The following is a 24547-nucleotide window of genomic DNA, read 5'->3' as shown; positions in this document are numbered from 1 at the left end:
AAAATTGTTTATTAATCAATCATCTCACGGAAATATTTCTTCTTACTGTCATATTGTTGTGACACAGTAAATCGCTATGCAGAAAAATTCGTCATAATAGTCTACGTCCTGTGAGTAAAACGGAGTGTGAGCGGTAATGGGCCAGGAAAAGCTATACATCGAAAAAGAACTCAGCTGGTTGTCTTTTAACGAGCGCGTGCTGCAGGAAGCGGCGGACAAGAGTAACCCGCTGATTGAGCGCATGCGCTTTCTGGGGATCTACTCCAACAACCTTGATGAATTTTACAAAGTGCGCTTCGCTGAGCTTAAGCGGCGGATTATTATCAGTGAAGAACAAGGCAGTACCGCCCATTCTCGCCATCTGTTAGGCAAAATTCAGGCCCGCGTTCTCAAGGCCGACCAGGAATTCGATAGTCTGTACAACGAACTGCTGCTGGAGATGGCGCGTAACCAGATCTTCCTGATCAACGAGCGCCAGCTGTCTGTCAATCAGCAGGCCTGGCTGCGCAACTACTTCAAACAGTATTTGCGTCAGCACATCTCGCCGATCCTGATTAACCGCGAAACGGACCTCGTGCAGTTCCTGAAAGATGATTACACCTATCTGGCGGTGGAGATTATCCGCGGGGAAAACATCAACTATGCCCTGCTGGAAATTCCGTCAGACAAAGTGCCGCGCTTCGTAAACCTGCCGCCGGAGGCGCCTCGCCGCCGTAAGCCAATGATCCTGTTGGATAACATCCTGCGTTATTGCCTGGATGATATCTTTAAAGGCTTCTTCGATTACGATGCGCTGAACGCCTACTCGATGAAAATGACCCGTGACGCCGAGTACGATCTGGTGCATGAGATGGAGTCGAGCCTGATGGAGCTGATGTCCTCCAGCCTCAAGCAGCGCCTGACCGCCGAGCCGGTTCGCTTTGTCTACCAGCGCGATATGCCGGATGCGATGGTCGAAATGCTGCGCGATAAGCTCTCCATTTCCAACTACGACTCGATGCTGCCGGGCGGCCGTTACCACAACTTTAAAGACTTTATCGGTTTCCCGAACGTCGGTAAGGCCAATCTGGTTAATAAACCCATGCCGCGCCTGCGTCATCTGTGGTTTGATAAATTCCGCAACGGCTTTGACGCCATCCGCGAACGCGATGTGCTGCTCTACTATCCCTATCACACTTTTGAGCACGTGCTTGAGCTGCTGCGCCAGGCCTCGTTCGATCCCAGCGTACTGGCGATCAAAATCAATATCTACCGCGTAGCCAAGGATTCGCGCATCATCGACGCGATGATCCACGCCGCTCACAACGGCAAAAAAGTCACCGTGGTGGTGGAGCTGCAGGCGCGTTTTGACGAAGAGGCCAACATTCACTGGGCGAAACGCCTGACGGAAGCGGGCGTCCACGTGATCTTCTCCGCGCCGGGTCTGAAGATCCACGCCAAGCTGTTCCTTATCTCGCGTAAAGAAGGTGATGAGGTGGTGCGCTACGCCCACATCGGTACCGGTAACTTCAACGAGAAGACGGCGCGGATCTACACCGACTATTCGCTGTTAACCGCCGATGCGCGCATTACCAATGAAGTCCGCCGGGTGTTTAACTTTATTGAAAACCCCTACCGCCCGGTCAGCTTCGATTACCTGCTGGTGTCGCCGCAGAACTCGCGCCGTCTGCTGTATGAGATGATTGACCGCGAGATCGCCAATGCGCAGAACGGGCAGCCGTCCGGAATTACGCTGAAGCTGAACAATCTGGTGGATAAAGGTCTGGTGGACAGACTCTACGCTGCCTCCAGCTCCGGCGTGCCGGTTAATCTGCTGATCCGCGGCATGTGCTCGCTGATCCCTGGCCTGGAAGGTATCAGCGAAAATATCCGCGTCATCAGTATTGTGGACCGTTTCCTCGAGCACGACCGGGTCTACTGTTTTGAAAACGGTGGCGATAAACAGGTCTGGCTCTCCTCTGCCGACTGGATGACGCGAAATATTGATTATCGTATTGAAGTTGCCGCTCCCCTGCTTGACCCACGTCTGAAGCAGCGGGTGCTGGATATTTTTGATATCCTGTTCAACGATACGGTAAAAGCGCGCTATCTTGATAAAGAACTGAGTAATCGCTATGTGCCGCGCGGCAATCGCCGTAAAGTACGCGCACAAATGGCGATTTACGATTATCTCAAATCACTCGAACAACCCGACTAACCTATGCCACTAAACGAAAAAACCCCTCGGCCGCAGGAATTCGCTGCGGTCGACCTTGGTTCGAACAGTTTTCATATGGTGATCGCCCGTGTCGTCGATGGCGCCATGCAGATCATTGGACGCCTGAAACAACGCGTACATCTGGCCGACGGCCTCGATGAAAACTCGGTGTTGAGCGAAGAAGCCATGACCCGCGGGCTGAACTGCCTGTCGCTGTTTGCCGAACGTCTGCAGGGGTTCTCCCCCTCCAGCGTCTGCATCGTCGGAACGCATACGCTGCGTCAGGCGACCAACGCGGCGGAGTTTCTCAAACGTGCGGAAAAAGTGATCCCCTATCCGATCGAGATCATCTCCGGTAACGAAGAAGCGCGCCTGATTTTTATGGGTGTGGAGCATACGCAGCCGGAGCGCGGACGCAAACTGGTGATTGATATCGGCGGCGGTTCAACCGAGCTGGTTATCGGTGAAGATTTCGAGCCCCGGCTGGTGGAAAGCCGCCGCATGGGCTGCGTGAGCTTCTCGCAGGCCTACTTCCCCGGCGGAACCATTAACAAAGAGAATTTCCAGCGTGCTCGCCTGGCGGCGGTGCAGAAGCTGGAGACGCTGGCCTGGCAGTTCCGTATTCAGGGCTGGACCGTGGCGTTGGGCGCCTCCGGCACCATCAAAGCCGCGCAGGAAGTGCTGGTGGCGATGGGCGAGAAAGATGGGTTTATTACCCCGGAACGCCTCGAAATGCTGGTCAGTGAGCTATTGAAGCATAAAAACTTCGACGCGCTCAGTCTGCCCGGCCTCTCAGAAGATCGCAAAGCGGTCTTTGCCCCCGGGCTGGCGATTCTGTGCGGCGTGTTTGACGCACTGGCGATTAAAGAGCTTCGTCTGTCCGATGGGGCGCTGCGCGAAGGTGTGTTGTACGAGATGGAAGGCCGCTTCCGCCATCAGGATATTCGCAGCCGCACAGCACAGAGCCTGGCGAATCAGTACAACATCGATCGCGAACAGGCGCGCCGGGTGCTGGAAACCACCACCCATATGCTTGAGCAGTGGCAGGAGCAGAATCCCAAGCTGGCCAATCCGCACCTCGCGGCGCTGCTGAAGTGGGCGGTGATGCTCCATGAGGTGGGACTGAATATCAACCACAGCGGCATGCATCGCCACTCGGCCTATATTTTACAGAACAGCGACCTGCCGGGTTTCAATCAGGAGCAGCAGATGCTGATGGCCACCCTGGTGCGCTATCATCGCAAAGCGATAAAACTCGACGACCTGCCGCGCTTTACGCTGTTCAGGAAAAAACAGTTTCTGCCGCTGATCCAGCTGCTGCGTCTGGGCGTGCTGCTGAATAACCAGCGTCAGGCCACCACGACACCGCCGACCCTGCGGCTGCAAACGGAAGCTCACCACTGGACGCTGACGTTTCCGCATGACTGGTTTAGCCAGAATGCGCTGGTGCTGCTGGATCTGGAAAAAGAGCAGCAGTACTGGGAAGGCGTGCCGGAGTGGTTGCTGAAGATTGCAGAAGAAGAGCCAGACGCCTGACCGACTCTCTGACATCATCAGAGCCGGGCCATCGCGCCCGGCTTTTTATTACTTCAGGCAGTCATCCCCTCTGCCAGTTGCGCCAGTGGCACCGGTACGCCGATATCATAACCTTGCATATAATCGATCCCCAGCGCGATAACCGCCTGGCGTATCTCCGGCGACTCGACATATTCAGCCACTACCTGCATGTTCTTCATACGCGCCAGACGACAAATAGAGTCCACCACCTGATAATCGAGACTACTGGCAAGCAAATTGCGAATAAAGCTGCCGTCGATCTTAAGGATGTCGACGTTCATGGTTTTCAGGCGAGCATAGCTGGCATAACCCGTACCAAAATCATCAATCGCCACCCGGCAGCCCAGCGCCCGCAAATGCTCTAATGTTTGGCAGACCAGTTCCGGATTACTTAGCGCATAGTTCTCGGTCAGCTCGAAAATAATCTGCCAGGGCTCTATGTTGTACGTCTGCAGCAGATCTTCGACCTCACGGGGAAACTGGCTGCGGCTCAGCGAGACCGGAGAGAGATTGATGGCCAGCCGCAGGCCGGGCAGTGCCCGCCGGTGGGTATCCATAAAGGCTAGCGTATGCTCAATGACCCACTGATCCACACGAGAGGAGAGGCCAAACTCGTGCGCCACCGGCAGGAACGCGTTTGGGCCGATCAGTTCTCCTGACTCTCCTTGCATTCGCAGCAAGACTTCATGGTAGTGATCGCCACGAATGCCCTGAATAGGCTGCGCCATCAGGACAAAATGGTCTTGTTCCAGCGACTTAAGGATGCGGTTCATCATCACCACTTTGTCTTTCAGATCCTGCTGAACATGACCGGCGCCGCGGCGCTGCATATTCTCCGGATGGCCGCTGGCCAGCGACATGTCGGCAATAGTATTTAGTTCGCCAAGCAGCAAATACAGATGTTTGACCGGTGAGCGAACGTTGCAATAGCTCATGCCAATCCGCGGCTGCAGGGGAACCCCGTCCCAGTGAAAACGAAACTGTCGCAGGGAGCGGTCGATTAAGTGAATACGCGCCTGGTGCCCCTCACTGTTGAGGCGAAAAACTAAATCATGGCCGGCAAGGTGGTAAACCGCCTCATCGGGCTGCAGCAACGCGCTCAGGTAGTTTGCCAGCATTTGCTTATACTGAATACGCAACAATACCCCGTAATGACGCCCGAGTAGCTCCAGTTCAGGAATGCGCAGAAAACACAATGTCGACCAGCTCGTACTGTTGAGTGCCCGGCTCAGCGCCCGCAGATTCGGCATATGAACCACCGGGTCGAGGAAAGCCATCTGCCGGACGCGAGCATAAATCAACCGCTGCTGTGTCGCCAACATCGCCGTATAGGCGACAATAAACGAGAACACCAGATAGCTTGATGAGGTGATCGCCAGTTGGGTGTTATAGCTTGGATAAATCGGTAAATAACGGTAATGAAAATGAATCACGGCAATCAGCACTGGCGTCCAGATCAGCGAGGTAAAGCGATAGCCAAAACGCATCGCTCCCCAGAGCATCACAGGCATAAGCAATGACAATGTATAATTCGTGCTAAATATCGTGCTGGTATTATTTAATGGCATCAATAATAACCCGAGCAACAATATTAATATCGCCACCCAGCAAAAGATTTCCAGCTTTTTTATTTTTGGATCAATTTGTAACCGAATTTGCGAAATAAAGCCGCGAACATGAAAAGGATTACGAATGATCCGCAGCAGCAAATAACACAACGGTACCCCCGTCAGACATCCCACCATCAGCGCCTGAAAGGTAATTAACGACCGTAAACTGAACGGCGTAATGCCGGTCATCTCCGTCGTGCGCGGATGAAGGCCCAGATATTCGGCGATCTGGGACAGAATCAGAAAAATGACCGAGGGAAGCAACATTTGCCAGAACAGACGATGCGGCATCAGTTTGACGTTACCGTGCGAAATCTGCTGACGTTGCGGCACAAAAATACGGTACCCGCCCCAGCAGAGCACGCAGGGAATCAGAAAATGGAACAACACGCCTATCGCTTGCTCGGGCGCCATGCCGTGCGCCAGGGTTAACAACAGGCCAATAATAATGCCCGGGATTGCCGCCCAGCCAAAAAACATCATCAGGCTGAGAACCAGCGCCAGGGGAAGATAATACAGGAATACCATATGACCATTTAGCATGGTGAATGTATTCGCCCATCTGGCGAGAGGTAATAACAGCGTTGGCAGGATAAGCGGTAAGGCCCACCATTTGTCACGATATTGTTGATAGTATTTTAATAAATTCATAGGTGCTCTACAGAGAGCCTCTGCTCCCGCGAGGCATATTCAGGCAGGCATCCAACCACCCCATGCTGACCGTAAAAGTAATAACGATACGGTAATGTCCGCTGATTTTAGTGGTCAAGAGAATGAGTCAGTTGATATAAATCAACAAATATTGACACCAACATTAATAAAACTTATTTTTACGTCGTTTCACGGCTAATAAAGTGAGCATGTAAATACGATGATTATCTTATATAACATTAATTAATGTTTTCACTGCCGCACTTTTACATCTGCATCAATTGACCCCACCTCGTTCCTGTGCCTTAATACCCCCATCGCCCATCTTCGGGTATACTTCAAGGAACCTTTTGTGAGTCAGGCACCCAGTATGCGCAAACGACATCGATTTAACCGTCGCATGACCCGTATCGTACTGCTTATCAGCTTTCTCTTCTTCTTTGGACGTTTCGTCTACTCCTCCATCGGTGCCTGGTACCATCATCAGGATAAAAAAGCCTCGCAGGAGTCAACGCTCACCGTTGAGCCCTCTCCGCGCGAGTAACCTGTAAGGCATGATATCGGTACGCCAGCATCCGCTGACAGAGCCTGTTTTCGCTACGTCATCTCTGATGGGCCTGAGTTGCCGCCAGCGTTTTGTCAGTGCGCGGACTGCAGCAGGCGCAGCATTTCCGTCATTCCTTTGGTGATAATTTTATCCTGACGCATAACGATTGCCAGCTGACGGTAGAGCGGCGGTGCCAGCGAATGGACCGTTAACCCACAGCGATCCTCCTTCTGCTCCACCGCCATGCGGGGCACGATACTGTAGCCCAGCCCTGCCCGCACCATGCGCTTGATCGCCTCGATGCTCCCCAACTGCATTACCGGCGTAACCGCCATTCCTGCAGAGCGGAACCAGCGGTCAATCAGATCCCGGGTACCGCTGCCGGCCTCGAAGGCAATGAGCGGCAGTGCCTGCAGCTCGGCGGGAGTATAAACCGCCAGCATCTCCGTCTCGCGGCTGGCATGGATGGCCACGAACTCTTCATCTAATACCGCGGTCACCGCCAGACTGCGCCCCTGGACGGGCAAGGTGACCAGCCCGAGATCGAGCCGATTTTCTTCCACTGCGCGGACGATATCCAGCGTGTTGCCGGTGGTTACCCCCACCGTCAGCAGTGGATGTTCATGCCGTAAGCGCTGGAGCAGCGACGGGAGAAGATGAATGCAGGCCGTCGCGCCGGTCCCCAGCGTCAATGATCCATTAACTTCCTGACTAAATGCGCTGACCGACTGCACCGCGCTATTCACCGCCCGATCAATCTGCTCGCTGTGGGCCAGCAATGCCATTCCCGCCGCCGTCGCCTTGATCCCGCGTCCGGTTCGCTCCAGTAGCCTGGTCTGTAAAAATTGCTCCAGCTGACGCACCTGCAGGCTAACAGCAGGTTGGGAGATACCCAACGCGTCGGCGGCGGCAGAAAAGCTGCCGCGCTGCACGACCAGCCGGAAGGTCGCCAGATTTCCCAGGTTCAGTGTTGTCATACAAAGTTTCTCTTATACCGCGTATAAGTTGGCCGCTCTGCCAGAACAATAGCCTGCCGGGTATGCTCTGGACAACTGTCTTAACGGAATGAAAAATCATGGAAATGCCCGCAATTCCCCGACGCCTTGCCTTCACCGCGGGCGGTCAGCAACTGATCAACTGGGGGGTCTCTTTTTATCTACCCGGCACCTTTGCCGGGGCTATCGCCGCCGACACCGGATGGACCTCTCCGCAGATCTATCTCGGCCTGACGCTTGCGATGCTGATGATGGCCGCTGTCTCCCCGTTCGTCGCCAGGTTGCTGGCTCGCTTTGGTGGAAGGCTGGTGGTCACCAGCGGTACCATACTGATAGCCGCCGGCTGCGCCATGATGGCCTGGTACCCATCGCTGGCCGGCTGGTACGGCGCCTGGCTGCTGACCGGCATCGGCATGCGGCTGTCGCTGTATGACGCCCTGTTCGCCGCGGTAGTCAACCTTTACGGCCAGCAGGCACGGAAAACTATCTCTCATATCACCCTCGCTGGCGGTCTGGCCTCTGCCCTCTTCTGGCCGCTGGGCGAGGCGTTATTAACCATCATGTCCTGGCAGAATGCCCTGCGGATTTATGCGCTGTTTGGCCTACTGAGCGCATGGCTGAGTTATCAACTGCCTCGCCAGCGGCTCAGTTCACCGGCGAAAACACCCGCCCCGCAAGCGACAGCAGAAGGCAACCGGCGTAACGGGGCGCGTTACGCAATCTTTATTGCGCTGATCACCTTCATCTCTAACGGCACCTCCACCCATCTGCCGGAGTTTATCAGCCACTTTGGCCTGCCGGTTGCCGTCGGTATGCTGTGGGGGTTTGGTCAGACCGGCGCCCGGCTGGGGGAGGTCCTGGCCGGTCCCCGGGTCACGCCACTCACGTTAACGCGTTTTACTGCGCTCGCCATGCCGCTCTGTTTTCTCCTTGGATTGAGTAGCACGGCCTATGCCGGATGCGCAGCCGGGTTTGTGCTGGGCTATGGCGCGATTAATGGGCTGGTGACGATTGTCAAAGCGACGCTACCGCTGGCGCTGTTTAGCGCAGAAAGCTACGCCAGCCGCACGGGTCTCCTGCTGATCCCCGGGCAACTGATGGCGGCTGTTTCACCCTTTGCCTACGCATGGCTGAACCACCGGCTGGGCATTATCGGCGGAATGTGGGTGTCCACCGGGTTGACGTTGATAGTTACCTGCATGGCACTGGCGATGGTGCGCGGGGCGGATAAAGCGCAGGGTGAACGTATTGTAGAATATCCGGCAGCCGCCGTTGACCAACCGATAGCCGAAAACAAGCTTGCTGATTAGTAAGCCTGGATGACTACGCCCTTGGTAATTTACGCCTGCCCTTATAGCAATATGGCAGGCATTTTTCATAGTATAAATTTTTAATGAAAATACATTCACCATATTAATGATTAAATATTTAAGGGAATAGCAGGGCATGCTGTCTCCTTCGAAAAATAACGATACCGTCTGTATTTTTCGCTTGCATAATGATCCAAAAAATAAAGCCAGTCGCCATCGGTAACATTAGCCACACCTCCGGTAACACAATTAGCGTTATTCTCTTTCTCATCGAAAACGTTCGAGCATAGCAAAGAATGAGCGCTAATTTTAATACCGTAGCAAAACCCGGCGGCAATCGATGCAATCTGGCCTGTCGGTATTGTTTCTATCTGGAAAACGAGGTTCCGCGTCCAGGGTATACCACGATGGATGACCTGACGCTGGAGGCGTACATTCACAATACCATTTTATCGACCCCTGCGGAGAACGTGGAGTTTTGCTGGCAGGGCGGTGAACCCACTTTATGCGGGCTGGATTTTTTTGAAAAAGTAGTCTCCCTCCAGCAACGTTATCGTGGTACTAAAACTATCGCTAATAGTCTGCAAACAAACGGCATCTTGCTGAACGATAAATGGGCTCGCTTTTTGCGTCGTCATGGATTTCTGGTCGGATTATCCATTGATGGCCCTACGTCACTCCACGACACCTGGCGTACGACACGCTGCGGAAAACCCACCTGGGAAAAAGTTGTGCAGGCCATACGCTGCCTGCAGCGGCATGACGTTCCGGTTAATGCCATGGTGGTGGTCAGCCGCGAGTCTGAAAGCCAGGGGAAAAGTCTCTATCGCTGTCTGAGTCGTGAGCTACATCTCCATCATCTACAGTTTATTCCTCTCGTTGCCTCCCCTGCTCCCTGGTCAGTTACCCCTGAGGGCTGGGGCAAATTTTTGTGCAGTGTTTTCGACGACTGGCTGGAAAATGATGTCGGCAAGGTATTTATTCAGTATTTCGACAATCTGCTCGGCGTATGGGCCGGCCAGCCCGCCACACTCTGCACGATGCAACCTTTATGTGGGCAGAGTTTGCTGGTGGAGCAAAACGGCGATGTGTACAGCTGCGATCACTTTGTCTCAGCGGAATATAAGCTGGGTAATCTGAAGCAAGATGGCATGGCCGCGATGGCGAACTCGCCATTTCAGCAACAGTTCGGGAAGCAAAAGGCCCAACTCTCTGCCCGCTGTCAGGGCTGTACCTGGCGCTTTGCCTGTCACGGAGGCTGCCCTAAACATCGTATTTTGACGCATGACGACGAGGTGCAGAACTTTCTGTGTCGCGGTTATTTAACTTTTTTCCGCCATATCACGCCCTATATGAACGTCACGAGAAGGCTTTTATTAAATTGCCAGCCGCCCGCGCTCATTATGAGTCTTATCCCGGAGATTCGGCAAAATATATTACAATTAACGGAGTCTGAAGATGAAAGAGCCAAATAAAATAGATGGAAATCGCCGCGATCTCCTCAAAGGTTTGGGGATTGCCGCTGTCGTGAGCCTGTTACCAGAAACGGGAAACGCCACGCAAAATAATACCGCCCTGAAAGCGGAATGGGATATTCCTTTCACCGGCGAAATCCCTGACACACTGCCCGAAGGCTACAATATTTTGCTAATAACCTGCGATCAGGAACGTTATTTCGATCGGTATCCCTTTCCGGTGCCAGGCCGGGAACGTTTGATGAAAACCGGCATAACCTTTACCCATCATCAGAATACGGCCAACGTTTGTACGCCATCGCGCTCTGTCATGTACACCGGCTTGCATATGCCGCACACCCGGATGTTTGATAATCTTGGCTTCCCGTGGATGAATTACGATCTTGATCCTGAATTACGTACCGTGGGCCATATGATGCGTGAACTGGGTTACTACACGGCGTATAAAGGTAAATGGCATCTTACCCGGGAGATCGATCAGCCAGTCGCTGGTAAATCGGTAGAAGAAATGGACCTGGGCGAGATCCCGACGCCGCGACTGCATGAAATTATGGAAAAGTATGGTTTCTCTGATTATCACGGCATTGGCGATGTGATTGGTAAAAGTAAGGGCGGCTATTTCTTTGACTCAGTCACCACGGGGCAGACCATTAGTTGGCTACGTAACACCGGCCGCCCGCTGAATGATGAAAATAAGCCCTGGTTCGCGGCAGTAAACCTGGTTAATCCCCACGATGTCATGTTTATCGACACCGATGAGCATGGCGAGCAGGTGCAGTGGAAAGGCCCAATGGATAAAGAAAACCACACCCTGCTGCCAACCCAACCCCCGCACAACCAAATCTATCAGCAAAGCTGGCCAGACTATCCGCTGCCTGAGAATCGCCATCAACCCCTGGACGAGCCAGGCAGACCTGCCGCCCATAAAGAGTACCAGAATGCCAGGGCGGTGATGGAGGGACAGTTCCCGGATGAAGACCGGCGCTGGCGCAAATTACTGGATTATTATTTCAACTGTATTCGCGATAATGACCAACATCTTGAGGCGATTCTCAATGAACTTGATAATCTTCAATTGACGCAAAATACGATTATCGTCTTTACCGCCGACCATGGGGAACTCGGAGGCTCTCATCAGATGCATGGTAAAGGTTCCTCGGTGTATAAAGAGCAGATCCATGTGCCGATGATCATTCGCCATCCGGCGTATCCGGGAAATATCCGCTGCAATAGTTTAACTAATCATCTGGATTTAGTACCGACCCTGATTGGCCTGACTGGACGCGATCGCTCGCTGCGAGAGAAAGTCCTGGAGGGCAGAAAAGGTCGGGATATGAGCCCATTACTGGCGCATCCTGAGCAAGCGGGCTTAAATGCGCTGCGTCCGGGTTCGCTTTATTGTTACGGCATGATCCTGTATATGGATGCACAATACACGGCAAAATTCAGAAAGCTGGCTGGAGAAAAACTCCCGCACGATCAATTTAAAAAAGCGATCGCATCGCTCCATCCTGATTTTTCCCATCGTTCAGGGATCCGTATGATCAATGATGGACACTATAAATTTGCCCGCTACTTTTCGCTGAAGCAGCATCATATTCCTGCTACCCTCGCCGAGCTGCTGGAGAATAATGATGTTGAACTCTTCGATCTGGTTAACGACCCCGAAGAAAATCATAACCTCGCCCGGGAACCAGAGAAGTACCGGGATCTGTTAATGACAATGAACGATAAACTCAATCAGCTCACTGCCGCAGAGATTGGCGAAGATGATGGCAGCTATATGCCCCCCTTTGAAGGCAACCAGTGGGATATGTCGGCCGCCGAGCTGCGACAATATATGCGCGATTAATGCACACCGTTCAGCAGAAATCAGGCGATGTAGTCGATAAAAAAACCCTCTGTAAAAACAGAGGGTTTCGTTTTACTTAGCTAACGCCGGGGATTATTCCCACTCTATTACCAATAGAGTGACATTTCTCTTTTACATCAAGGATATGAACATCACCAACATCATGATGCCATGAAGTTGTAAGCCACAGCCATATTCTCCCCTTTAATGCCTTAACCGACGACGGATACCGGCTTCAGTATCGTGTTGTTCAGCTTCACGCTCATACGTATTGACCATCGACATCAGCAATGATGACGACACGAAGGGATGCGTAAATTGCAAGGTATCGGCCCAGGCGCGATACTTGTCTGCAAGCTCCCGCTCCTGACCACCGCCTTCCCCGCGCCAATGGACGCCGCGCGCGTTGTATAAACCCGTATGTGCGCCACTGCTGATGTCCTCAGACCGCAGATCCTCCATCACATCGCGAACAGCTTCGTTCGGCCACGCGCCATCCTCGCCAGCCGGTGCGTTAGAGAATAGCTTTCCAAGGCACACGTCCGCGATCTCCGCGCGGTCAAGTTCAGCACAAGACCGCCTTACCGTTGCAACCCATTCTGCGAGCTTTTCCTGCTGTTCCTCTTTAGTTGCTTTATCTTGACCAGGGATACGTTCAATGGCTTCAAGGAGGCGGTACCCGCGCTTTGCCAGATGCTCGCGACCTTCTGTAATGCGAAACTCGGCGGGATCTTCGCCACGATCCTTGCGCTTATAGGCCCACACTACAGCCTGCACGAATAGTTCAGGATGTTCCTCAATGTAGCGCTCAAGGTTTGGAATCTGCTGCTGGTCTCTCCCTCGGAAAGAGCGAGCTAGAACCTCTAAATATGCGAATTCCAGTCCAGCTTTTTCCTCTAGAGTGAGGTCTGAGTTGTGATTGAGAAGATGGAAGGCGCGCCGCACATCGTAGTCGTGCAGCTGGTACTCCCCAGCTTTATCCTGACTATTTTTCGCCATGGCAGATAGCGTCTGCACAAGGAGAGGTGGGTGTATTTCTTCAAGCTTGAAATGCATTGATGCGAAGGCTGCCCTCGGACGTTCGACTTCAAGCAGGCGGCGAACGCTCTCATTGTTTTCCTCAGGCGAGTCAAAAATATATTGTGGAACTACTTCAACCCAGTAACGACTCCGAGCTTCAGCCGAAAGTTGATCTACAAGCCCCCACGTAGAAGCCCGGTAAGGTGAAAGCAACAAGAGACGGAGCGTTTCCTCTTCGACCACTTTATCCCGCAGGCCCGCATATATGGCCTTTCTCCTATCCTCGTCCAACGACCAGAGCGCACCGGCGACAATGCCATCACGACCCGAATAATTTTCTGCCGGACGCAGGCATTGCAAGATCAAATCTTCAATCTGCTCGTCGGTAAGTATGCCGGACACCAGGTGAGCGCCGATTTGGCGTTGGGAATTTCCTTTTTCGGAGAGTGCGAGAATGCCCGGAATACCTCGTTCTTGCACAATGTCTGTCAGGGCTTCAACGCGGAGCTTTTCTATGCGTTGCTCACGCGCTCTGAAGTCCATCTCGTCTCCTGCGAGTTCGTCTGCCGACTCCTCAACCCATCCCTGCCGAAACAGCCACTCATACTTATTCACAATGTCCTTGGGCTGCAACTCCGCATAGACTGCCTTGGCTTTCTCCGTCAGGCTCGCCTGGCCTTCCTCATTGACCTTTTTACGCCCCCGGCGAGAGAGAACAGTCACACGAATTTTCTCGCGGATCTTCGCAACTTCCTCGTCAAGTGCGCCCGAGTTGCGCCACTCGTCGATAATCTCCCATACGCGCGCTTGATCCTCCGCCGCGAGTGCATGCAGCCTTGACACAAGGTCGCATAGCATCTCGACAGTGTAGGACGGCCTGCTTAGCGCGACTTTCACCATTTCTCTGACGAATGCATGGATTGGTCCCCATGTTTTGAAAGGCTCCCCAAACCCGTAGCCGTCAGGACGCCACTTCGGCTTATGGCTATAGTCGCCGACGCCACTGCCATAATCACCGAACTGCTGGAGACAAACCCTCCACCCGACCGCCGGGTGCTTATCCAAAAGCATGCTGACCGCCTTCAGGCGCATCTCGTGGTTTGCCGCCGTCTGCGGCATCCATGCACAAAGAATGGAGCTAAGCGATTCGATAGGCTTATTTGCCCAGTTATCGTTAATCTCTACCTCAGAAAGCTGGCCCAGAATCTTCACTACCCGCGGAAAGGTGGTCGGATTCCAAGCAAGTCCTTCGAGAGCCCAAAGCAGTCCAGTGCGCGGACATGAGCCAAAAAGCCCGGTATCGGTAGGCCTCAGCAGGCCCATGACTTCGGACTTTTCTGCTCGCAGATCACGCTCGATGATATCAAGAAACTCGGCGGGAGCAGCTTCTGCATAAAGTGGAAGGTCGCGCCCATTAGCCTCTAGCTTTCTAGTCGTTACAGGCACAAGAAGATCACGCACAATTTTCGCGGCTTCAAATTCCCCATCAAAGCCAAGGTGCTTCCCGAAGAGATTCTTGCCGTACACAGCCAGCAAAACCAAAGTCTCGGAAACGCCTTCTCGCATAGCCCCCGAGAACTCTCGTCTTTTGCCATGAATGGCCGCCGCCCAACGATCTTTCTCGGGCAAGTCGAGGGCGGGATCATCTTCACCCAGTACAGTCCGCGCAACGTCAAGAAAGCGGTCAAGATCAGCCTTGGAGACCGTGCCCGCAATTGCGAAGAGGGAGTCGATTTTCGAAATTACCCCCCGATACCCACCAATTGACCAGACTGGAGAATCGTTGAGCCGCAACAAATCGAGTATGCGCTTTTCCAACACCTCAAAAGGTGCCTCAGCCAGATGGGACAGGATAGTTTGATCCGCCTTGTTCTGAGCGTCCCATGCGCCGACAAGAACGAGCGGAACAATCCCCGATGCGATTCTTGGATCTTCAGCCCAAGCAGGTGTGTGGATTGCCGGAATATTCGAAAGTTGACGTCGAAGAACCGTCAACGAACGCCCCGAGGCGTTAGTTAGTTTCGCTATGTCATCGCGCGATTTTCCCATCGCTTCCAGAGCGTTAGTGAACGGCTCGAACCCGAGCGGCTCCAACACCACATGAGGCTCCACGCTAGTAGCATTGCGGGGATAAACAACAATGGTTCGCAGCGATGTGCTGTAGGGCCCAAGCTCACGCTCCACTTCCCGCGTATGGGCTACTGCAATGAAATCGGTAGTGCCTTGGGCGAGTTTCGGGAGTACTCCTGCCTTGTCAAATACCAACACCCGATCCCTATATTGTTCAAACTCGGGAGGGGCCAAGACTTGATTTAAAAACGCCAGCGCCTCTTCAACGGAGTCAGCCGCTATTACTAAGGGGTTTGCATCGTCTTTCGCCAAGAAGGATTTGATCTTGCCGTTCCACGCCTCATTCGCCGTAGTAAAAAGAGAAGGATGAAGCGCGGGGGCCGCTACGTTTGCCCAATCGCTCCAGCAACGCTCTAAGGTTCTGACACCATTAGAAGGACGATCCGTCTGGTTCGCAAACCAGGTCTGGGCCGCGAGTGATTGCTCCATCCACTGCTCAAGATCACTGGCGTCGTATGCACGAATGTCTTTCCAAAGCTTTTTGCTCTTCATATCCGCGACCCAGGCCGTCTTACCCGGCCACCGCCTTGGAGTGACAAAGACAAACGTAATATTTGCCCTTTCAGCGCTCTTGATAGCCCGGACGCTTTTTGCAAAATCTCCGTCTGCCTTGGCCTTGATGTCCGCGGTGACACCGAACTCCCACCCAGAGGCACCAGAAGGTATCCAAGGTGTGCCGGAACTGGCCTCAATAAAGCCATCCCAGCCAGCACGCTCGGCATCGTCATTACCGGGGAAATCTACTTTCTGAAGATCACGTCCCGTGGAGTGAATGAGCGTTCGCAGCAGCACCGACAGCTTAGTGCGCGCAAGAATTGTCGTTGTGAACCAATTTACGAGATCGTTGGCCTGGACATTTAAAAAAGGGGGCACGTAAGTACGCGCCTCTTGAGCTGCGCCTGCCGTTTTATCACCCTGCGCGTCATATTCTGTCTGCAAATCGAGAATGGCCTTGGCGGAAATCCCGAAAGCACGTTCAAGACGTGCTGCCATATCGGGCGTTGCAGATACCTTCCCATTGAGAAAATTCGATAGGCCCGGGCGGCTAACGCCGATCAACTTCGCCACCTCAGTAACCGTGAGCCCACGAGGATCAAGGACGTTTTTCCTAACATAGGAGCCGGGATGAAGGGGGAGGGAATCATCAGTCATGGTTGCCGCCTCTGTGTAAAGTGTAACGTTACACTTTACACATTAAGTTCAAAAACGGTTCATTGCAATGTCTTTATGCAGCTCTTCCCGTAATCATCCTCCAAGATAGCTGCTCGCTAGCGTAGCTTTTGCCCATTCGATAAGCAGCAATGCCTTACTTACGTATCGAGCATGTCCCACTCATCACCCAAGACCCATCGCAGGGCAAAAAGCTCCCCATTGAGCATCCCCCTGGACTAGATCCACACCATAGCGGCCAAAAGTAACGGTCTCCTGTCTTCCGTTTATTGAATAGTTATAACGAAATAAGATCGTTCCAGCCGGGGTGACCGCAACATACAGACCATCACGGTCATTAACTTTATAAAGTTTCTCCTTCGGCTTAAGGTGACGCAGCCTGGTGTCAGCCAACAGGTTTATTGTTTCCCTTTATCAAAAAATACCATGTTGTAAAAAAAACAGAAAAGTTATTTAACTACCTGTTTTTAATTGAGTTATAAAAAACAAATACCATAACTCAACAGAAATTTATCACATGGTACTTTTTTAAAACCTGAATTCGAAATCAGAGAGTACCATCAAAAATTCCATTGAAAAAACCGTGCTTCCCGTTGCTAAAAGCTGCCAGAAAGTGCCAGACACAAAAACAAAAAAGCCCGCAGTTACGCGGGCTTAGAGGTACTTTAGTCCTTTTACGTGCAGGCTGTTGCCAGACGCGAAATCATTCCCACTCAATCGTTGCTGGCGGCTTGCCGCTGATGTCATACACCACGCGGGAGATACCGTTCACTTCATTGATGATGCGGTTAGAGACGCGGCCGAGGAAATCATACGGCAGGTGCGCCCAGTGCGCAGTCATAAAGTCGATGGTTTCCACCGCACGCAGGGAAACGACCCAGTCGTATTTACGGCCATCGCCCATCACGCCGACGGAACGAACTGGCAGGAACACGGTAAACGCCTGGCTGACTTTGTTGTACAGGTCAGCTTTGTGCAACTCTTCGATGAAGATAGCGTCCGCACGACGCAGCAGGTCGCAGTACTCTTTCTTCACTTCGCCCAGCACGCGCACGCCAAGGCCGGGGCCCGGGAACGGGTGACGGTAGAGCATGTCGTACGGCAGGCCCAGTTCCAGGCCGATCTTACGCACTTCGTCTTTGAACAGCTCACGCAGCGGCTCAACCAGGCCCATCTTCATCTCTTTCGGCAGGCCGCCCACGTTGTGGTGAGATTTGATGACGTGCGCTTTACCGGTGGCGGAAGCAGCAGATTCGATAACGTCAGGGTAGATGGTACCCTGCGCCAGCCATTTGACGTCGTCCAGCTTCAGCGCTTCTTCGTCGAACACTTCCACGAAAACGCGACCGATAATTTTACGCTTCGCTTCCGGATCGCTTTCACCCGCCAGCGCATCGAGGAAACGCTGCTCGCCTTCAACGTGAACAATGTTCAGGCCAAAGTGGTCGCCGAACATCTCCATCACCTGCTGCGCTTCGTTCAGGCGCAGCAGACCGTTGTCCACGAATACGCAGGTCAGGTTTTTGCCGATAGCGCGGTGCAGCAGCATTGCAGTGACGGAGGAGTCCACGCCGCCGGAGAGGCCGAGGATCACTTTGTCGTCGCCAACCTGCTGACGGATACGCTCCACGGCGTCGTCGATGATTTTCGCCGGGGTCCACAGCGCTTCGCACTGGCAGATGTCGCGCACGAAGCGCTCCAGCATACGCATCCCCTGACGGGTGTGGGTCACTTCCGGGTGGAACTGAACGCCGTAGAAGCGTTTTTCTTCGTTGGCCATAATGGCGAACGGGCAGTTGTCGGTGCTGGCGACGGTCACGAAGTCCGCTGGGATGGCGGTGACTTTGTCGCCGTGGCTCATCCATACGTCCAGCAGCGGTTTGCCGTCTGCGGTCAGGGAATCTTCGATACCGCGCACCAGCGCGCTGTCGTTAACCACTTCAACCTGCGCGTAACCAAACTCACGCTCGTTAGAACCTTCTACATGGCCGCCCAGCTGCATCGCCATGGTCTGCATGCCATAGCAGACGCCAAATACCGGCACGCCGGCTTCGAACACATACTGCGGCGCGCGCGGGCTGTTCTCTTCGGTGGTGCTTTCCGGGCCGCCGGAAAGAATAATGCCGCTTGGATTAAATTCGCGGATCTGTGCTTCCGTGACATCCCATGCCCACAGCTCACAGTAGACGCCCAGCTCACGCACGCGACGCGCCACCAGCTGAGTATACTGAGACCCGAAGTCGAGGATGAGGATGCGATGTTTATGAATGTTTTCCGTCATTAACGCTAATTCCGAGGCAAGTGAAACAGAGTAAATAAATCGCCCGACGCGAGGTCGGGCGAAGAAATCAGGAGCCCAGACGGTAGTTCGGGGACTCTTTGGTGATGGTCACGTCGTGAACGTGGCTTTCCTGAATGCCCGCACCGCTGATGCGTACGAATTCAGCTTTGGTACGCAGCAGGTCAATGGTACCACAGCCGGTCAGACCCATACAGGAACGCAGACCACCCATCTGCTGGTGAATGATCTCTTTCAGGCGACCTTTATAGGCCACGCGGCCTTCGATACCTTCCGGCACCAGTTTGTCAGCAGCGTTATCGCTCTGGAAATAGCGGTCAGAGGAGCCTTTGGACATCGCGCCAAGGGAGCCCATCCCGCGGTAGGATTTGTAAGAGCGCCCCTGGTAGAGTTCGATTTCACCCGGGGACTCTTCGGTACCCGCCAGCATGGAGCCAACCATCACCGCCGCCGCACCGGCGGCGATCGCTTTGGCGATATCGCCGGAGAAACGGATACCGCCGTCAGCGATAACCGGAATACCGGTGCCTTCCAGCGCTTCCACTGCGTCAGAAACGGCGGTGATCTGCGGTACACCCACGCCGGTGACGATACGGGTAGTACAGATGGAGCCCGGGCCGATACCGACTTTCACTGCGCTGCAGCCAGCTTCCGCCAGCGCGCGCGCGCCTGCGCCAGTGGCGACGTTGCCGCCGATGATCTGCAGGTCAGGGTATTTCGCGCGCGTTTCACGGATACGCTGCAGAACGCCTTCTGAGTGACCGTGCGAGGAGTCGATCAGCAGAACGTCAACGCCTGCCGCTACCAGCGCGTCAACGCGCTCTTCGTTGCCGGCACCGGCGCCGACCGCCGCGCCTACGCGCAGACGGCCCTGCTCATCTTTACAGGCGTTCGGTTTACGTTCTGCTTTCTGGAAGTCTTTGACGGTGATCATGCCGCGCAGGTGGAAGCTCTCATCCACGACCAGCGCTTTCTCAACGCGTTTTTCGTGCATCTTAGCGAAGACCACTTCGCGGCTTTCGCCTTCACGAACGGTGACCAGACGCTCTTTCGGCGTCATGTAGACGCTGACCGGCTGGTTCAGATCGGTGACGAAACGCACGTCGCGGCCGGTGATGATGCCGACCAGCTCGTTTTCTTCGGTAACCACCGGGTAGCCGGCGAAACCGTTACGCTCGGTCAGCTCTTTCACTTCACGCAGGGTGGTAGTCGGCAGAACGGTCTGTGGGTCAGTGACCACGCCGGACTCATGTTTCTTCACGCGACGAACTTCTTCCGCCTGGCGCTCGATGGACATGTTTTTGTGAATAAAGCCGATGCCGCCTTCCTGTGCCAGGGCAATAGCCAGACGCGCTTCCGTTACGGTATCCATGGCTGCGGAGAGCATAGGAATATTCAGACGAATGGTTTTCGTCAGCTGAGTGCTGAGATCGGCAGTATTCGGCAGAACGGTAGAATGAGCGGGAACGAGGAGGACGTCGTCAAACGTCAGGGCTTCTTTAGCGATACGTAGCATGGGCAATATCTCGACCAGGGTGGATAAATATTGCCGTGGCATTATACAGAGCGTAACCGATTGCATCTACCCTTTTTTGCAAATAATACTTGCCATCCCCTCTGAGCGCGTTACTATCGACTGAATAACCTGCTGATTTAAAGTTTGATCTTGCTCACATGTTACCCTCTCAATCCCCCGCAATTTTTACCGTAAGCCGCCTCAATCAGACGGTGCGTCTGCTGCTTGAGCGCGAAATGGGCCAGGTTTGGATCAGCGGCGAGATCTCTAACTTCAGCCAGCCCTCCTCCGGCCACTGGTACTTCACCTTAAAAGACGATAACGCCCAGGTGCGCTGCGCGATGTTCCGCAATAGCAACCGCCGGGTGACGTTTCGCCCGCAGCACGGGCAGCAGGTGCTGGTTCGCGCCAACATCACGCTGTATGAGCCGCGCGGCGACTACCAGATTATCGTCGAAAGCATGCAGCCCGCCGGCGAAGGGTTGCTGCAGCAGAAGTATGAGCAGCTGAAAGCGCAGTTAACGGCGGAAGGACTGTTCGAGCAAAAACATAAGCAGGCGCTCCCCTCTCCCGCCCACTGCGTCGGCGTCATTACCTCGAAAACCGGTGCGGCGCTGCACGATATTCTCCATGTTCTCAGGCGCCGCGATCCCGGGCTGCCGGTGATCATCTACCCAACCGCGGTCCAGGGTGACGACGCCCCAGGGCAGATTGTGCGCGCTATCGCGCTGGCCAACGCACGCCAGGAGTGTGACGTGCTGATTGTCGGGCGCGGCGGCGGTTCGCTGGAGGATCTGTGGAGTTTTAACGATGAGCGGGTAGCGCGGGCTATTTTCGCCAGCCAGATCCCTATCGTCAGTGCCGTCGGCCATGAAACCGACGTCACGATCGCTGATTTTGTTGCCGACCTGCGGGCACCGACTCCCTCTGCCGCCGCAGAGATCGTCAGCCGCAACCAGCAGGAGCTGCTGCGCCAGCTACAGGCCGGGCAACAGCGGCTGGAGATGGCGATGGACTATTTCCTCGCCAGTCGTCAGCGCCGCTTTACCCAGCTGTTTCATCGCCTGCAGCAGCAGCATCCGCAGCTGCGATTGGCCCGCCAGCAGACCGCCCTGGAACGCCTGCGCCAGCGGATGCGCATCGCCGTGGAGTCACAGCTTAAGCGCGCAGAACAGCGGCAAAAGCGCACCGGTCAGCGTCTGAATCACTACAACCCGCAGCCGCGGATCCACCGGGCACAGTCGCGGATTCAGCAACTGGAATACCGGCTGGCGGAAAATATGCGTGGCCGCCTCAGCGAGCAGCGCGAACGATTTGGCAACGCGGTGACCCATCTGGAAGCAGTGAGTCCCTTAGCCACCCTGGCGCGCGGCTACAGCGTCACCTCGGTGAATGACGGTACGGTGCTGAAGCAGACAAAACAGGTCAAAACCGGCGATCTGCTCACCACCCGCGTGAAAGACGGCTGGGTCGAAAGTGAAGTGAAGCAGATCGCGCCGGTGAAAAAAACGCGGGCCAGAAAGTCTTCATCCACTAAACCAGCGGAATAAATTCTACCCGTTTTTTCGAGATCAGGCCGTGCCCGTGCTGGCAAAAGTAATCCACCGCGCCGCACGCCTTGAGCACCTCCAGCGGCTGGTGGCATTCCGGGCAGCGGGCCTCAAGGGTAAATACCCTTTCGCACTGGGCGCAATGCGCGCTGCTGCCTTTGACATCTAACGGTGCGTGGCACAGAGGGCAATCAAGTTCCATAACCATTCCTTTCAACGTTTATCTGCACCTATTTTATCATGTTCCGGGTTTAATGCGGGCCGCGTAATTGCTGCTGTAGCCGGAGCAGGATTTCCACTTCCTCAAGCCTGCGCTGCGTCAGCCCGGCCACGCTGTCCGGCGCCCGCATAAACAGATTCTCCGCGCCGAGGATCTGCTCATCAAGACAGTGCGTATAGATCGCCCCTGGCCGTATCCAGCACTGGATCCGCTCGCCGTCGTGAAGCGTCACCACTTCGCCCTCAGGGGAGCGGTCGAGAGTGAGGATTCGCTCGTCCCGCAGCCCTATCCGCATTCCCTTTTGCCCGCCCGCGGGGCCCGCGTATTTGTTGAGCCAGATATTGAGCGGGATAGTGCCCAGGGTTCCCTGCAAATGCGCCTGCCCCTCTGCGGTGACCGTATCTCCAGGGGCAATGTCATGGCCGAGGCGGTCTTTCGCCACCCGAAGGGAAAGGCTCAGCGCCGTATTGCCTCCGCTGGCATGCAGGGTTTCGCGGAGCATCGCCAGGACATGGGTGCCAATATCGAGGATCACCCCATCAGGGTGACGCAGCTGCCGGGTATCCAGCTCCCCGGTGGCAAAATTGAGTGCAACCGGCTCACCAGCGCTGTTAAAGCAGCTTGGCTCCTGCAAATAACCTTCGATCCAGACGATATCCTGCGCTGACAGGTTCGGCGGCGGCAGGCCGCTGGCCTCCCCTTCCGCCCGCCACCGCGGGCCAGGAGCGTTCAGCGCAACGCCTCGCGCCATCCAGTGGTCAAGAGCCAGCACCCGCGCGGCCTGCTCAGGCGGCGCCAGCAGCGCCCGCAGTCGGGCGGCCTGCTCAAGGTTGGCCACGATCGGCTTTTCCACCACGATGCGGGAAATGCCGCTGGCTAACGCCCTCTCCAGTACGGGCAGATGCTGAAGTGATGAGGTGGTAATGAAGAGCGTATCCAGGGGTTCGGTCAGCAGCGCTGACAGTGAACTGCAGCGCTGGATCCCCGGCAGCGCTCTGCTGCTGTCGAGGTCATAACCCCAGCAGTTGTCGACGGCGTATCCCAGGCGGCGCAGCGCCGGTAAATAGGCAGTTTCCACCACCGCGCCGAGGCCAATAAATCCAATCTGCATAGTAAGTCCACCTTTGAGCCGCTCTGTTCCCGGCGAAGTATCGCGGGATTATGGCGGAAGGTTTTGACATTTACCGGCATGGCGGCCACAAAAAACCCGCCAATATGAATTTCAATTTTGAAATGATGTATAAAATGGTACCTACTACGAGATACCTGGCATTTTTTGCGTGAAAATAATGGAGTCATGCACAACAACGGTCATTCCATGAGTCGCGGTAGTAAATATTTCCGTCCATGTATTTCCAGGTGATCGCCTCATAACGCATCTCGAGCGTTTCCAGGTGGGTACTGCTCATACCAGTAGGTGATAAATACGGCGCAACCGTAGTGACTTTGACGTTCTCCAGGAGGATGTTGAAATACTCGGCCTCAATGCCCGCCTCCAGAATGCGATACATCTTTATAATCGCCTTCTTCATCGGGCGCCCCTCACACACGGCACGATACAAAAGCGGTGTTGTCTGATCGAATTCCTTCACTATCGACACAGGACGATGTATACGCGTACCTGTAAGTTTTCCCCAGCTTGGATCAACTGGAATAGTAATACCATGAGAGAATGATTTTAACTCAATAGATCCAAGACGCGTTGGCATCATGCAGCTTCCAATGATCGGAGAACCGTTTTCATCTTCAAGCCATAAATGTGCGGGAGTAGACATACAATTTCCTTATCATAAATAACGTTAGAATTACCATTTCACATAGCGCCCAAAGATAATAATCATAAGTACAGCGAATATACCAACAGGCCAAACCGGCCCTTCAGGCAAAATTTGAAAAAAAAACCACTGCAAATATGACAATGCAAAGTGGTGGGGCATACAGCGAAATTAATTGCTGGAACAACCACAAAAGCGCTCTTTTAATAAATGACATCATCACTACCTAATCATTCTTTCGATGATATTAGCGATCTCTGCATCTGAGGCCCATTGAGCTTTAAAAGCGCCGGCATGTTCAAATAACGGCGCCACCAGAAAATACATCATTTCAAGTTCTTGTTCGTATAGTATAGAAAAGAATGCAGGATAACAGATTCGGAGACGCTCAGCGCTATCTGCAGCCTTCTGCACAATGCCAACGCCAACCACTGATATGAAGGTTAATAGCCATTAGAACGCTTTTAGAACGACACCGTGGATTTTCCCCAATATATCCAGATGCGTTTTCTCTCTTATCATTGCGATAACTTTCTGCGTATATATTATCGTAGCGTTCTCAAACAATCGCTTGAGCAAACGAAGCTAGCAAATAAGAAATTTCATAAGATACGTGCAGGTATACATGCCAAACATGCGCGTTGATGCGTTGTTACGATCGCCCTTAATAAAA

14 protein-coding genes and 3 pseudogenes are annotated in these 24547 nt (G+C 54.0%); 7 read left to right on the top strand and 10 right to left on the bottom strand.

From position 1 onward, the window contains the following. The first annotated feature begins 136 nt into the window (after positions 1-136). The gene (gene ppk1, locus LGL98_RS06535) at positions 137-2197 is read left to right on the top strand and encodes a polyphosphate kinase 1 (protein WP_002913838.1); all 2061 of its coding nucleotides are present in this window, start codon (positions 137-139) and stop codon (positions 2195-2197) included. A 3-nt stretch (positions 2198-2200) separates the two neighbouring features. Further along, positions 2201-3733: an exopolyphosphatase gene (gene ppx / locus LGL98_RS06530; protein ID WP_025711500.1), complete on the top strand. Its 1533-nt coding sequence runs from the start codon at positions 2201-2203 to the stop codon at positions 3731-3733. A gap of 53 nt (positions 3734-3786) precedes the next feature. Here the strand turns inward: ppx and LGL98_RS06525 are convergent, their stop codons facing one another. Further along, the gene (locus tag LGL98_RS06525; RefSeq protein ID WP_136029991.1) at positions 3787-6015 is read right to left on the bottom strand and encodes a sensor domain-containing phosphodiesterase; all 2229 of its coding nucleotides are present in this window, start codon (positions 6013-6015) and stop codon (positions 3787-3789) included. Positions 6016-6385: 370 nt separating this feature from the next. Between LGL98_RS06525 and LGL98_RS06520 the strand changes: the two genes are divergently transcribed. Beyond that, on the top strand, positions 6386-6559 hold the full coding sequence (locus LGL98_RS06520; protein ID WP_168435232.1) for a YfgG family protein: 174 nt from the start codon (positions 6386-6388) through the stop codon (positions 6557-6559). 95 nt (positions 6560-6654) lie between these two features. Here LGL98_RS06520 and LGL98_RS06515 read toward each other — a convergent pair. After that, a pseudogene (locus tag LGL98_RS06515) lies at positions 6655-7564 on the bottom strand (LysR family transcriptional regulator). A 73-nt stretch (positions 7565-7637) separates the two neighbouring features. Between LGL98_RS06515 and LGL98_RS06510 the strand changes: the two are divergent. From LGL98_RS06510 to LGL98_RS06500, 3 genes are all read left to right on the top strand, one after another. Further along, on the top strand, positions 7638-8867 hold the full coding sequence (locus LGL98_RS06510; protein WP_136029997.1) for an MFS transporter: 1230 nt from the start codon (positions 7638-7640) through the stop codon (positions 8865-8867). A 296-nt stretch (positions 8868-9163) separates the two neighbouring features. After that, complete coding sequence (locus LGL98_RS06505) at positions 9164-10342, top strand: anaerobic sulfatase maturase (protein WP_136029999.1); 1179 nt, start codon at positions 9164-9166, stop codon at positions 10340-10342. Beyond that, positions 10326-12194, top strand: coding sequence for a sulfatase family protein (locus LGL98_RS06500; RefSeq protein ID WP_136030001.1), 1869 nt, complete (start codon positions 10326-10328; stop codon positions 12192-12194). The genes LGL98_RS06505 and LGL98_RS06500 overlap by 17 nt, the downstream gene beginning before the upstream one ends. Positions 12195-12398: 204 nt before the next feature. Here the strand turns inward: LGL98_RS06500 and LGL98_RS06495 are convergent, their stop codons facing one another. The 4 genes and pseudogenes from LGL98_RS06495 to guaB all read right to left on the bottom strand — a co-directional run bounded on the left by LGL98_RS06495 (position 12399) and on the right by guaB (position 20329). Next, positions 12399-16496, bottom strand: coding sequence for a HigA family addiction module antitoxin (locus LGL98_RS06495; RefSeq protein ID WP_136030003.1), 4098 nt, complete (start codon positions 16494-16496; stop codon positions 12399-12401). 243 nt (positions 16497-16739) lie between these two features. Beyond that, positions 16740-16910: pseudogene (locus tag LGL98_RS06490) on the bottom strand (Arm DNA-binding domain-containing protein); the annotation flags it as partial. Positions 16911-17217: 307 nt separating this feature from the next. Beyond that, positions 17218-18795, bottom strand: a complete 1578-nt coding sequence (guaA, locus tag LGL98_RS06485) for a glutamine-hydrolyzing GMP synthase (RefSeq protein ID WP_004151979.1) — start codon at positions 18793-18795, stop codon at positions 17218-17220. Between the two features lie 67 nt (positions 18796-18862). After that, positions 18863-20329 (bottom strand): IMP dehydrogenase, encoded by a 1467-nt coding sequence (gene guaB / locus LGL98_RS06480; RefSeq protein WP_004151980.1) that lies wholly within the window; start codon positions 20327-20329, stop codon positions 18863-18865. Between the two features lie 158 nt (positions 20330-20487). Here guaB and xseA point away from each other — a divergent pair, with 158 nt between their 5' ends. After that, positions 20488-21879 carry an exodeoxyribonuclease VII large subunit gene (gene xseA, locus LGL98_RS06475; protein ID WP_136030005.1) on the top strand — a complete coding sequence of 464 codons (1392 nt, stop codon included), beginning with the start codon at positions 20488-20490 and terminating at the stop codon, positions 21877-21879. Here the strand turns inward: xseA and LGL98_RS06470 are convergent. From LGL98_RS06470 to LGL98_RS06455, 4 genes and pseudogenes are all read right to left on the bottom strand, one after another. Continuing rightward, positions 21863-22081, bottom strand: a complete 219-nt coding sequence (locus LGL98_RS06470; protein ID WP_004144303.1) for a zinc ribbon domain-containing protein — start codon at positions 22079-22081, stop codon at positions 21863-21865. The two genes, xseA and LGL98_RS06470, sit on opposite strands and share 17 nt — an antisense overlap. 49 nt (positions 22082-22130) lie before the next feature. Next, positions 22131-23210 carry a Gfo/Idh/MocA family oxidoreductase gene (locus LGL98_RS06465; protein ID WP_136030007.1) on the bottom strand — a complete coding sequence of 360 codons (1080 nt, stop codon included), beginning with the start codon at positions 23208-23210 and terminating at the stop codon, positions 22131-22133. A 184-nt stretch (positions 23211-23394) separates the two neighbouring features. Next, positions 23395-23874 carry an Hcp family type VI secretion system effector gene (locus LGL98_RS06460; protein ID WP_136030009.1) on the bottom strand — a complete coding sequence of 160 codons (480 nt, stop codon included), beginning with the start codon at positions 23872-23874 and terminating at the stop codon, positions 23395-23397. Between the two features lie 222 nt (positions 23875-24096). After that, a pseudogene (locus LGL98_RS06455) lies at positions 24097-24300 on the bottom strand (hypothetical protein); the annotation flags it as partial. Positions 24301-24547 lie beyond the last annotated feature (247 nt).

The organism is Klebsiella africana (assembly GCF_020526085.1).
Lineage (GTDB): Bacteria > Pseudomonadota > Gammaproteobacteria > Enterobacterales > Enterobacteriaceae > Klebsiella > Klebsiella africana.
The sequence above is the reverse complement of the archived record's forward strand: the minus strand, read 5'-3'. Positions and strand labels throughout refer to the sequence as shown.

Excerpts from the sequence above, each read along its gene's own strand:
- guaB (WP_004151980.1), bottom strand. The coding sequence starts at position 20,329 with ATGCTACGTATCGCTAAAGAAGCCCTGACGTTTGACGACGTCCTCCTC.
- xseA (WP_136030005.1), top strand. The coding sequence starts at position 20,488 with ATGTTACCCTCTCAATCCCCCGCAATTTTTACCGTAAGCCGCCTCAAT.
- LGL98_RS06460 (WP_136030009.1), bottom strand. The coding sequence starts at position 23,874 with ATGTCTACTCCCGCACATTTATGGCTTGAAGATGAAAACGGTTCTCCG.
- LGL98_RS06520 (WP_168435232.1), top strand. The coding sequence starts at position 6,386 with ATGCGCAAACGACATCGATTTAACCGTCGCATGACCCGTATCGTACTG.
- LGL98_RS06470 (WP_004144303.1), bottom strand. The coding sequence starts at position 22,081 with ATGGAACTTGATTGCCCTCTGTGCCACGCACCGTTAGATGTCAAAGGC.
- LGL98_RS06465 (WP_136030007.1), bottom strand. The coding sequence starts at position 23,210 with ATGCAGATTGGATTTATTGGCCTCGGCGCGGTGGTGGAAACTGCCTAT.
- ppk1 (WP_002913838.1), top strand. The coding sequence starts at position 137 with ATGGGCCAGGAAAAGCTATACATCGAAAAAGAACTCAGCTGGTTGTCT.
- LGL98_RS06510 (WP_136029997.1), top strand. The coding sequence starts at position 7,638 with ATGGAAATGCCCGCAATTCCCCGACGCCTTGCCTTCACCGCGGGCGGT.
- LGL98_RS06500 (WP_136030001.1), top strand. The coding sequence starts at position 10,326 with ATGAAAGAGCCAAATAAAATAGATGGAAATCGCCGCGATCTCCTCAAA.
- guaA (WP_004151979.1), bottom strand. The coding sequence starts at position 18,795 with ATGACGGAAAACATTCATAAACATCGCATCCTCATCCTCGACTTCGGG.
- LGL98_RS06505 (WP_136029999.1), top strand. The coding sequence starts at position 9,164 with ATGAGCGCTAATTTTAATACCGTAGCAAAACCCGGCGGCAATCGATGC.
- ppx (WP_025711500.1), top strand. The coding sequence starts at position 2,201 with ATGCCACTAAACGAAAAAACCCCTCGGCCGCAGGAATTCGCTGCGGTC.
- LGL98_RS06495 (WP_136030003.1), bottom strand. The coding sequence starts at position 16,496 with ATGACTGATGATTCCCTCCCCCTTCATCCCGGCTCCTATGTTAGGAAA.
- LGL98_RS06525 (WP_136029991.1), bottom strand. The coding sequence starts at position 6,015 with ATGAATTTATTAAAATACTATCAACAATATCGTGACAAATGGTGGGCC.